General features: G+C 31.0%; 12 protein-coding genes. 8 read left to right on the top strand and 4 right to left on the bottom strand.

The features are described from left to right. Positions 1-165: 165 nt before the first annotated feature. Genes ELQ07_RS04295 through ilvE form a run of 4 tightly spaced genes read right to left on the bottom strand, consistent with a single transcriptional unit; the run spans position 166 to position 3,233 of the window. The gene (locus ELQ07_RS04295; protein ID WP_070316684.1) at positions 166-675 is read right to left on the bottom strand and encodes a DUF2393 family protein; all 510 of its coding nucleotides are present in this window, start codon (positions 673-675) and stop codon (positions 166-168) included. Continuing rightward, a complete protein-coding gene (locus ELQ07_RS04290) occupies positions 675-1,205 on the bottom strand; it encodes a DUF2393 domain-containing protein (protein WP_002934113.1) in 531 nt (176 codons plus the stop codon). Before ELQ07_RS04290 ends, ELQ07_RS04295 begins: the two co-directional genes overlap by 1 nt. A 12-nt stretch (positions 1,206-1,217) precedes the next feature. Beyond that, on the bottom strand, positions 1,218-2,306 hold the full coding sequence (locus ELQ07_RS04285) for a prohibitin family protein (protein WP_070316685.1): 1,089 nt from the start codon (positions 2,304-2,306) through the stop codon (positions 1,218-1,220). Between the two features lie 12 nt (positions 2,307-2,318). After that, complete coding sequence (ilvE, locus tag ELQ07_RS04280; RefSeq protein ID WP_002857493.1) at positions 2,319-3,233, bottom strand: branched-chain-amino-acid transaminase; 915 nt, start codon at positions 3,231-3,233, stop codon at positions 2,319-2,321. 174 nt (positions 3,234-3,407) lie between these two features. Between ilvE and ELQ07_RS04275 the strand changes: the two genes are divergently transcribed. The 8 genes from ELQ07_RS04275 (at position 3,408) to mreC (ending at position 9,489) form a co-directional block, all read left to right on the top strand. Next, entirely contained in the window at positions 3,408-3,614 is a 207-nt protein-coding gene (locus ELQ07_RS04275) for a 4-oxalocrotonate tautomerase family protein (protein ID WP_070295301.1), read from the top strand. Beyond that, positions 3,611-4,066 (top strand): thioredoxin-dependent thiol peroxidase, encoded by a 456-nt coding sequence (bcp, locus tag ELQ07_RS04270; RefSeq protein WP_134224785.1) that lies wholly within the window; start codon positions 3,611-3,613, stop codon positions 4,064-4,066. Before ELQ07_RS04275 ends, bcp begins: the two co-directional genes overlap by 4 nt. After that, positions 4,066-5,157 carry an epoxyqueuosine reductase QueH gene (locus tag ELQ07_RS04265; protein WP_044305744.1) on the top strand — a complete coding sequence of 364 codons (1,092 nt, stop codon included), beginning with the start codon at positions 4,066-4,068 and terminating at the stop codon, positions 5,155-5,157. The genes bcp and ELQ07_RS04265 overlap by 1 nt, the downstream gene beginning before the upstream one ends. A gap of 93 nt (positions 5,158-5,250) precedes the next feature. Continuing rightward, positions 5,251-5,691 carry a 3-hydroxyacyl-ACP dehydratase FabZ gene (gene fabZ / locus ELQ07_RS04260; RefSeq protein ID WP_002851782.1) on the top strand — a complete coding sequence of 147 codons (441 nt, stop codon included), beginning with the start codon at positions 5,251-5,253 and terminating at the stop codon, positions 5,689-5,691. Next, entirely contained in the window at positions 5,691-6,482 is a 792-nt protein-coding gene (gene lpxA / locus ELQ07_RS04255; protein WP_070316688.1) for an acyl-ACP--UDP-N-acetylglucosamine O-acyltransferase, read from the top strand. Before fabZ ends, lpxA begins: the two co-directional genes overlap by 1 nt. Beyond that, positions 6,475-7,698 carry an ATP-dependent Clp protease ATP-binding subunit ClpX gene (gene clpX / locus ELQ07_RS04250; RefSeq protein ID WP_002864582.1) on the top strand — a complete coding sequence of 408 codons (1,224 nt, stop codon included), beginning with the start codon at positions 6,475-6,477 and terminating at the stop codon, positions 7,696-7,698. The genes lpxA and clpX overlap by 8 nt, the downstream gene beginning before the upstream one ends. 11 nt (positions 7,699-7,709) lie before the next feature. After that, a complete protein-coding gene (locus ELQ07_RS04245) occupies positions 7,710-8,750 on the top strand; it encodes a rod shape-determining protein (RefSeq protein WP_002851700.1) in 1,041 nt (346 codons plus the stop codon). Continuing rightward, positions 8,740-9,489, top strand: coding sequence for a rod shape-determining protein MreC (gene mreC, locus ELQ07_RS04240; RefSeq protein WP_002877813.1), 750 nt, complete (start codon positions 8,740-8,742; stop codon positions 9,487-9,489). Before ELQ07_RS04245 ends, mreC begins: the two co-directional genes overlap by 11 nt. Positions 9,490-9,533: the final 44 nt, after the last annotated feature.

Genomic DNA, 9,533 nt, shown 5'->3' with positions numbered 1-9,533 from the left:
GCTAATAATATCTTAGAAGATGTTAAGAAGAAGAGGTTTTAACCTTAGATAACTAGCTAAAAAGCTAGTTATCTCTATAAAATAATATATGTTTAATTCTTTAAGATTTAATGAAATTGTGATATAGACAAATTCTAATTGTTAATATTAAGTATATTTTTTAAATCAAATACATTTTAGAGTGTGATAAAATTCAGGGTTATCAAAACTTGGAGGAAAAGGAACACTCGCTCTAAATTCTTTATAAGCATTACCTGGAAGTTTGTCTATAATTTCTATAGTGTAAGAAACACTTGTATTTTGCATTTTGGCATTGCGGATATTTTTATCATTGAAAATTTCTCCCCCTGCTTTTTTTTGGTTTAATATGCTAAGCATCAAATAGCATTTTCTGATTTCAAATTTAGTAAGATTTTGGACCTTTCCGCTTACGATAACACTTTCATGTCTCAGATCTCTTGTGTAGGTTAGTTTGCTAAGATCGGCTTGAGTGGTGAATTGATTGATTGTTAGAAAAATAGAATATATCAAAAGTGCGATAAAAATAGTAGCTATGGTATAAGAAATCAAAGCCATTTCTTTCTGTTCGACTTTTAGAAAGATTAAAATACAAATCAAGGCAAAGCAAATAAGTAAAATAATAAAAGCTATAATATGAAAAATTGTAAAATGCATTAAAAACACTCCGAAACTAAGCGTATGGTATAGTTATTTTCATAGTTAAAATTTTCAAAAGCAATTCTTTGAAATTGGGTTGCATTTTTCTTTAGATCTTTAATTTCTCTACTTTTTTGTCTAAAAGGGATAAATTTCTTTTTATATTCTTCTATGATATTATCATTAGGTATTTTATCTGCAAAAATTTTAGCTGTAATTTTGCATTCTTTAAAATTATTTTTTGAATTATTTGTAATGTTAAAATCAACAATTAAATCATTTGAGCTTTGTATTATTTTTTGATCTGTAATAGCGGTTTTTCGAGTTCTTATTTCATTGTCTATTAGTTTATACCCATAGATATAAACTAAAAAACAAATAATAATATCAAATGCAATAATAAAAAGTGCTGCTATAGGTCTATGGCGTAAAAATACACAAAGAAGTAAAACACAAGTGAAGAGAAAAAAAACTAATAAAATCAGCATATAATCTACTAAATATAAATGAGTAGTGTAAAAAAGCACGATTTCTCTTAGTTTTTCCACTTGCGTATCCTTTTAGTTCATGTTGGCAGAACTTTGCTTTTTAGCATCTTTGGTATCAACCCAAATGTTTGGCACTGCTCCACCTGGAGTTAAGAAAATTTTAGCATCTTGATTGACTTTTAAAGCTTCATTAAATTCTTTTTGAGTTTCAATTTGCTTTAAATTTAGCAAAGGAGTGTTTAAGCTGTTTGCGATTTCTTTGTTAGAATAAGCTTGTGCATCTGCTTCTATTTTAACAGCCATAGCTTTACCTTTGGCACTGATTATGGTTGCATTTGCTTCCCCTTCAGCTAAAGCAGCTTTTTTTAAGGCTTCTTGATTAGCTCTTTCTACTTCATATTTAGTTCTTTCAGCCTCTTGTTTTGCAATTTGCACGCGTTCGATTTGTTCTTTTACTTTTGAAGGTAAAATAATTTCTCTAAGTTGTACAGCGCGAAGTTCTACAGGTTCGTTTGGTTGGGCTTCTATGGTTTTTCTTATACCTTCTTCTATTTGAGCGGCTATTGTATTACGATTAGTAGGAAGTTCTTCGGCTGTATATTTTCCTACAACACTTCGCACTACATCACGAACAACTGGATCGATAATTTTATTTTCCCAATTTAAGCTCCAAGTAGCTATGGTTTGAGGAACTTGCAAAGGATTTAAACGGTATTGCACCGTAACATCAATAGATACAGGCAATCCACGAGAATCAAGTACAGAAATACTATTTTTATTAATAACACCTGAACCTGAAGATAAATTTTCATTACTTCCCTCTATAGAAGCATAGTTGATTTGTCTTACTCTAGTATCGATTATGGTTATTTTTTGTACAAAAGGTAAGAAAAAGTGAAGTCCTGGTTCTAATGGATTTGGGTCATATTTACCTGTTGTTGATTTAATCCCCATTTCCCCAGAATTTATCACCATAAAAGGTTTTGCAACGATTAAAAATAAGATAATAATAATCACTCCATAAACAAATGGAGAGAATTTTCCAAAACCTTTAAAATTAAATTCTGGTGCTTTGAAATTGAAATTTTGACGGTTGTTGTTTCCGTTATTGTTAGAATTTCCATTTTTTTTATTGAAATAATCATTCAAATCAGCTGGCATTTATTTCCTTTTTTAAATATAAGTTAGCATAGATGCGTATTTTTCATTGCGTCCATAAACTACATCAAAATAAGCATCTTGAAGTTTTTTAGTTACAGATCCTCTTAAACCATTTCCTATTATTCTTGCATCGATATTGTTAATAGGTGTGATTTCAGCGGCTGTTCCGGTAAAAAATGCTTCATCAGCAGTATAAACTTCATCTCTTGAAATTCTTTGGCGAAGCACGGTGATACCAAGATCATGAGCGATTTTAAGCACTGTATCTTGAGTAATGCTTTTTAAAGAAAAATCATTTGGAGGCGTGATTAAAACCCCATCTTTTACAATAAAGAAACATTCTCCTGTTCCTTCTGCGATAAAACCTTCTTCATCAAGCATCAAAGCTTCTTCATAGCCTGCTTCAATAGCTTCAAATTTTGCAATTTGAGAGTTAAGATAATTCGCACTTGCTTTAGCTTTTCCCATGCATGATTTAACACTATTTCTTGCAAAAGACGAAATTTTTACTTTTATGCCTTTTTCTAAACCTTCTTCTCCAAGGTAAGCACCCCATTCCCAAGCTGCAATCCCAACTCTTACAGGAGCTTTTATATGATAAAGTCCCATAACTCCATCACCTAAGAAAATCAAAGGACGGATATAGACATTGCTTTGAAAATTGTTTGCTTTTAAGAGTTCAATTTGTGCATTTTCAAGATCTTTTTGAGAAAAAGGACAATTTAAAAGAGTAATTTTTGCAGACTCTAAAAGTCTTTTGGTGTGATCTTCAAGTCTGAAAATTGCTAAGCCTTTATCTGTTTTATAGGCTCTAGTTCCTTCAAAAACAGCATTGCCATAATGCAAAGAATGGGTTAAAAAGTGCAAAGTTGCATCTTTAAAATCAACTAATTTTCCATCCATCCAAATTTTATCTGCTGAGATCATTTTTTACCTTTTATAGTTGTTTATTTCTTAAAAAATATTATTTTAAGAATAAATCGGGATTTTATCAAAAATATACTAACAATAAGCTTTTATTAAATTAAGGTTTTTTGTTAAAAAAAATATTAGGTATTTTTTGAAATAATTATGAAAAATTATCGTTAAAAAGGAGAAATTATGCCATTGGTAAATATTAAATTAGCAAAGCCGTCTTTAAGCAAGGAACAAAAAGCGGAACTTATAGCTGATATTACCGAACTTTTAAGCACGAAATATAATAAAAGTAGAGAAAGAGTTGTGGTGGTTTTAGAAGATGTGGAAAATTATGACATAGGCTTTGGCGGAGAAAGCGTTGAAGCTATTAAAGCAAAGGCAAGTAAATGAGTTTAAACATAGGAGATAAAGCGCCTCAGTTTGAGCTTTTAAATCAAGATGGGGTAAAAATAGCATTAAAAGATTTTATTGGCAAAAAGGTGATTTTGTATTTTTATCCAAAAGATAATACCCCAGGTTGCACTACAGAAGCTTGTGATTTTAGTGCAAATTATGATAAATTTGGTGGTAAAAATGCAGTGATTATTGGTATCAGTCCTGATAGCGTGGCAAGTCATGAAAAATTTATCTCTAAATTTGATTTAAAACATACTTTACTTAGCGATAGTGAAAAAGAAGTTGCTAAAGTTTATGGAGCTTGGGGGCTTAAGAAAAATTACGGAAAAGAATACGAAGGTCTTATTCGTTCTACTTTTGTTATCGATGAAACAGGTAAGATTGCCCAAATTTATAGTAATGTTCGTGTAAAAGATCATGCTTTAAAAGTGCTTGAAAGTCTTTAATGCTAGTACATATTTGTTGTAGCGTAGATAGTCATTATTTTATTGAAGAACTTAGAAAAACTTATCCTAATGAAAAAATCATAGGATATTTTTATGATCCAAATATCCATCCTTTAAGCGAATACGAACTAAGATTTTTAGATGTAAAAAGATCTTGTGATAAACTTGGTATCAAGCTTTATAAAGGTGAGTATGAGTATGAAAAATGGCTTAATGCTGTGCGTGGTTATGAAGATGAGCCTGAAAAGGGTGCAAGGTGTGAAATTTGCTTTGATGTAAGAATGGGATCTAGTGTTAAATTTGCTGCTAAAATAGGAGAAAAAAAGCTTACTACTACGCTTTTAACTAGCCCTAAAAAAGATTTAGAACAGTTAAAAAATGCTTTACAAAAAGAATGTGAGCCTTATGGGGTAGAGTTTTTAGCTCCTGATTTTCGTAAAAATGGCGGCACTCAAAGGCAGTTTGCTTTAGCAAAAAAAGAAATGCTCTATCATCAAAATTATTGTGGTTGTATTTATGGACTTAAAAAACAAAAACAAGATAAGAATTTCATTGATGAATTAATGTCTTCTGTAAATAAGCAAATTTTACCTGCAAGTATAGAAGCAAGAATAGCTCTTTATAAAAAAGTAGTTTTATGGGAAAAAAAGGGTATAAAATTTGAAATTTTAAGAGAGAAATTTTTAAATTATCGTCTTTTAAGCGCTTTGATAAAATTAGATAAAAAGCCTGTTAAATCTCATATTTTATTTTATTCGCATTTTAAAAACGCTTATACAAGATTTTCTTTAAATGAAGAAAGCTTAAAACAGAATTTAAAAGAAGGTTTTTATAGAAGCACCAAAGATGAAATGGTTTTTGTAGAATTTTGGCGTTTTAATACATTTTTTAAAAATAAATGGAAAAATTTTGAAGATTTTTTAAAAAGACCTTTGAGTGTGCAAGCAGAAATTAAATGGCGCAATAAATTGTTTGGAACTTATAATCTTAGCCCTATTATCATCCTTGAAAATATTTTACCTTCAAGATATGAAGTGATAGCAAAAAGTGAAATTTATCATGATAATCAAGAGGTGCTTGTAGAAATTTAAGAAATTTATTAAGAAAAACTTTTTTGTTAATGTAATTTTTAATGATTTTTTTATATAATAAAATTTTTAATTGTTTTCAAGGTTAATTTAATAATGATAGATGTAATGCAAATTCAAGAAATCTTACCACACCGTTATCCTTTTTTACTAGTAGATAAAATTACAGAATTAAAAGTTAAAGAAGTGGTGCGAGGATATAAAAACATCAGTATAAGTGACCATGTTTTTATGGGACATTTTCCAGGGCATCCTATTTATCCTGGAGTTTTGATTTTAGAAGGTATGGCTCAAACAGGTGGAGTTTTAGCTTTTGAAAGTATGGAAGATAAAGTGGATCCAAAAAGTAAAGTGGTTTATTTCACAGGCATAGATGGAGCAAAATTTAGAAATCCTGTGCGTCCTGGAGATAGGCTTGATTATGAAATGAGCGTGGTTAAAAATCGTGGTAATATGTGGATTTTTAAAGGGCAAGCTTTTGTAGATGGAAATTTAGTTGCAGAGGCCGAGCTTAAAGCTATGATAGTGGATAAATAATGAAAAAAATTCATCCAAGTGCGGTGATTGAAGAGGGTGCACAACTTGGTGACGATGTTGTAATAGAAGCTTATGCCTATGTAAGCAAAGATGCTAAAATAGGTAATGATGTTGTCATCAAACAAGGTGCTCGAATTCTTTCAGATACAACTATAGGTGATCATTCTCGTGTATTTTCTTATGCTATAGTAGGCGATATTCCTCAGGATATATCTTATAAAGAAGAGCAAAAAAGCGGTGTTGTTATAGGAAAAAATGCAACTATTAGAGAATTTGCAACGATAAATTCAGGTACAGCTAAAGGAGATGGTTTTACTCGTATAGGCGATAATGCTTTTATTATGGCTTATTGTCATATTGCTCATGATTGTCTTTTAGGTAATAATATTATTTTAGCTAATAATGCAACTTTAGCAGGACATGTAGAGCTTGGAGATTTTACGGTTGTAGGCGGGCTTACACCTATTCATCAATTTGTCAAAGTAGGTGAGGGTTGTATGATAGCAGGAGCAAGTGCACTTTCTCAGGATATAGTACCGTTTTGTTTAGCAGAAGGAAATCGTGCAAGTATTAGAAGTTTAAATTTAGTAGGTATTCGTCGTCGTTTTGATAAAGATGAAGTAGATAGACTTAGCAGAGCTTTTAAAACTTTATTTAGACAAGGAGATTTAAAAGAAAATGCTAAAAATTTGCTTGAAAATCAAGAAAGTGAAAATGTTAAAAAAATGTGCCATTTTATATTAGAAACAAAGCGCGGAATTCCTATCTATAGGGGTAAAAATAATGCCTAGAAAATGTAGTTTTTGCAATGAAGTGGAGAATCCACAAAGAAGAATTTTAGCAAATGAAAATGATGATGCTTTTATTTGTGAATATTGCGTTGAAGGTGCTTATAGTATTATTTATGGAGAAGAAAAAGAATTTAAAGAACCTAAACAAAGCCATAATACAGAATTTAAAGATATCACTCCAAAAGAATTAAAAGCTTATCTAGATCGTTATGTTATAGGACAAGATAGAGCTAAAAAAGTTTTTAGTGTTGGAGTATACAATCATTATAAAAGACTTTTTAAAGCCGAACTTCAAGATGATGATACAGAGCTTTTTAAGTCAAATATTTTACTTGTTGGGCCAACAGGAAGTGGAAAAACTTTATTGGCGCAAACTTTAGCTAAATTTTTAGATGTACCTATAGCAATTTGTGATGCAACTTCTTTAACTGAAGCAGGATATGTAGGTGAGGATGTGGAAAATATTTTAACACGTCTTTTACAAGCTGCAGATGGAGATGTGCAAAGAGCTCAAAAAGGTATAGTTTTTATTGATGAGATTGATAAAATTGCTAGAATGAGTGAAAATCGTTCTATTACTCGTGATGTAAGTGGAGAGGGTGTGCAGCAAGCTTTACTTAAGATTATCGAAGGAAGTTTGGTAAATATTCCACCAAAAGGGGGAAGAAAACATCCAAATCAAGAGTTTATACAAATTGACACTTCAAATATTTTATTTGTTTGTGGTGGAGCTTTTGATGGTTTGGAAACTATCTTAAAAAGAAAACTTGGCGATAAAGTTGTGGGCTTTTTTGATGATGCAAAAGAAGAAAATAAAGCTTTACTTGAGAAAATTGAACCCGATGATTTGGTACATTTTGGTTTGATTCCTGAGCTTATAGGTCGTTTGCATGTGATTGCATCTTTAAATGAGCTTAATGAAGAAGATATGGTAAGAATTTTAACTGAGCCTAAAAATGCCATTATTAAGCAATATCAAAAGCTTTTTGCTATTGATGGAGTGAATTTAAAATTTGAGGAAGATGCTCTAAGAGCTATCGCACAACTTGCATTGGAGAGAAAAACAGGGGCTAGGGGGCTTAGAAGTATTATAGAAGAAATGATGGTAGATTTAATGTTTGAGTTACCAGAGTATAAAGACTATGATATTGTAATAACCAAAGAAGTTGTTAAAGACAATGCAAAGGCATTATTAATAAAAAGAAAAATAAGTTAAAAAGGATAGAAATGATATTAGATCAGCTTATAGGATTTTTTTCTAGTGATATGGGGATTGATTTAGGAACAGCTAATACGCTAGTTTTGGTAAAAGATAAGGGTATAGTGATAAATGAGCCTTCTGTTGTGGCAGTTGAAAGAGAAAGGTATGGTTCCAAAGCAAAAATTTTAGCCGTAGGTAAAGAAGCTAAAGATATGGTGGGAAAAACTCCAGGCAATATCGAAGCTATTCGTCCTATGAAAGATGGCGTGATTGCAGATTTTGATATGACTGAAAAAATGATCCGCTATTTTATAGAAAAAACACACCGTAGAAAAAGTTTTTTACGCCCTAGAATTATCATTTCTGTTCCTTATGGTTTAACTCAAGTAGAAAGAAAAGCGGTAAGAGAAAGTGCTTTAAGCGCAGGTGCAAGAGAGGTATTTTTGATTGAAGAGCCTATGGCAGCAGCTATTGGTGCAAGTTTACCTATACAAGAGCCTAAAGGAAATTTGGTAGTAGATATAGGGGGTGGAACTACTGAGATTGGAGTGATTTCTTTGGGTGGACTTGTGATTTCAAAGTCTATTCGTACGGCTGGAGATAAGCTTGATATGAGTATAGTTAATTATGTAAAAGAAAAATACAATCTTATCATAGGTGAAAGAACAGGCGAAGAGATCAAAATCACTATAGGTTCAGCAATACAACTTCCAAAAGAGCTTTCTATGGTGGTAAAAGGACGCGATCAAGTAAGTGGACTTTTAAGTCGTATTGAACTTACAAGCGAAGATGTAAGAGAAGCGATGCGTGAGTATTTAAAAGAAATTGCTGATGCTTTAAAAATGGTTCTTGAAATGATGCCGCCTGATTTAGCAAGTGATATAGTAGAAAATGGTGTAGTTTTAACAGGTGGCGGAGCATTGATTCGTGGTCTTGATAAATACTTAAGTGAAATTGTACGTTTGCCAGTTTATATCGCAGATGAACCGCTTTTAGCTGTAGCAAAAGGAACAGGTAAAGCTTTAGAGGAAATTTCATTATTACAACAATTAACCAATGAAGAATAAGATTTTTTATGTTCTTGTCTTAGCCTTTTTGGTTTTTATATCTTTTTATTATGGAGGACTTATTAAGCAAAATGTTCTCCGTGTTAATGATTTTGTTATAGGTAATTTTTATAATATTAAAGATTATTTAGGAGAAAAAATTTCAGAACACTTTAATCAAGCAAATCAAATTCAGCAACTAAAAGCTAGAAATAAAGAATTAGAAGATATTGCTGTAAAGGTAACTAGTTTTGCAAATCAATTAAATCGTATTTTAGAGGATCAAAATTCTACAAAATATTTACCTCAAGTTTCTTTAACTAGAGTTATTTCTTATGTTCAATTGAATGATTATAAAAAATTATGGTTAGATTGGAGCAAAATTCCCGTTGGTAAAAATCGTGGTTTGATATATCAAGGATATACCGCAGGTATAGCTATTAATAAAAATGGTAGAGCAATGGCTCTTTTACAAGGTGATGATCAGTGTGTTTTTTCTGTTTATATAGGAAAATCCAAAGCTCCAGGTTTAATCCAAGGTGAAGATGGCAGGATTGTGGTTAAATTTATTCCAAAATGGGCAAAAATTAATATCGGAGATGAAATTTTAACAAGTGGACTTGATAATATTTTCTTTTCAGATATACCTGTTGGGATTGTGAATAGAATTGATGATGAAGATATGTATCAAAGTGTAGAAGTAAAGCCTTATGTTAAGATTAGTATTCCTGCTTATTTATATGTAGTAGATAATTTATAAGTCAAGGATTAGACTTTTTAAAAAAATTTCTATATTTTTGCTAA

Origin of the sequence: Campylobacter sp. US55 (assembly GCF_004378955.1) — a bacterium.
Lineage (GTDB): Bacteria > Campylobacterota > Campylobacteria > Campylobacterales > Campylobacteraceae > Campylobacter_D > Campylobacter_D jejuni.
The sequence above is the reverse complement of the archived record's forward strand: the minus strand, read 5'-3'. Positions and strand labels throughout refer to the sequence as shown.